General features: G+C 66.3%; 1 protein-coding gene. It reads right to left on the bottom strand.

The features are described from left to right. Positions 1–1,016, bottom strand: a 1,016-nt coding sequence (locus FNA46_RS23790) for a transglutaminase family protein (protein ID WP_185969978.1), incomplete at both ends; no start/stop codon positions are given.

Raw genomic sequence — 1,016 nt, 5'->3', positions numbered from 1 at the left:
GGATGTTGACCTCGATGACGCCGGGATCGGGCGCCACGCGGATCACGTTGATGCGCTCGTCATGCGGCGGCGCGTAGCCTTCGATATGGACCGGCAGGCCGAGCTGCGCGGCAGCGCGTTCGGCGGAAGCGACGAGATCGAGATAATCCTCGATCGAGACGGTCGGCGGCATGAAGACGCAGAGCCGGCCATCGCGCGGTTCCACCGACATGGCGGTACGCACGTAACCGCCGATCTCTTCCGCGCTGCGCGGCTGCGGCGTGTGATCGGGTGCGAAAGGCTCGAAATGCGCGGCCTGCAGCGGGCGTCCGGCATCCTCCTGGAAATTCGGCAGGGGCGCGCGCGGGATGCTGGGATCCATCGGGTTGATATAGGGATATTGCGAGGGCGGAATGTATGGCAGCGCGTTCAGCGGCAGGCGGTAGCCGACAGGGCTGTCGCCGGGCACAAGAAAAATGCGGCCGCGGCGCGTGCGCCACTTCTCGCTGATCCAGCGACGGCCGCTTGCCCGGCTGTTCCAGGCCTGCACCGGCATGACATAGCCGGACGGCCGGGTCAGGCCGCGTTCGAAGACGCGGGCCAGGCGATTGCGCTCTTCCGGGTCTTTCAGCTTGGAGTTCGCCGGATCGACATTGTCTGGAAGGTTTGCCTCGCGCAAAATCCATTCGCCCGGATCCTCGAAGGCCGGCACCACCATGTCGGGCGTGATGTCCAGTTCGCCCGCAATCGCGGTCAGCAGACGGCCGGCATCATCCTCCGTCACCTCGTAACGGCGGCCTTCGACGGCGATCAGCGACGGATCGCTCCAGATCGGCAGGCCGTCCTTGCGCCAGTAGAGCGAGAAGGTCCAGCGCGGCAGGCTTTCGCCCGGATACCACTTGCCCTGTCCATAATGCAGGAAGCCGCCCGGCGCAAAGCGCTCGCGCAGCCGGCGGATCAGCACGTCGGCACGGTCGCGCTTGGTGGGGCCGACGGCCGCCGTGTTCCATTCGTCCGACTGAAAATCGTCGATGGAG

The organism is Affinirhizobium straminoryzae, assembly GCF_007004135.1.
Classification (GTDB): Bacteria; Pseudomonadota; Alphaproteobacteria; order Rhizobiales; family Rhizobiaceae; genus Neorhizobium; species Neorhizobium straminoryzae.
This window is presented reverse-complemented; position numbering and strand designations above follow the sequence as displayed.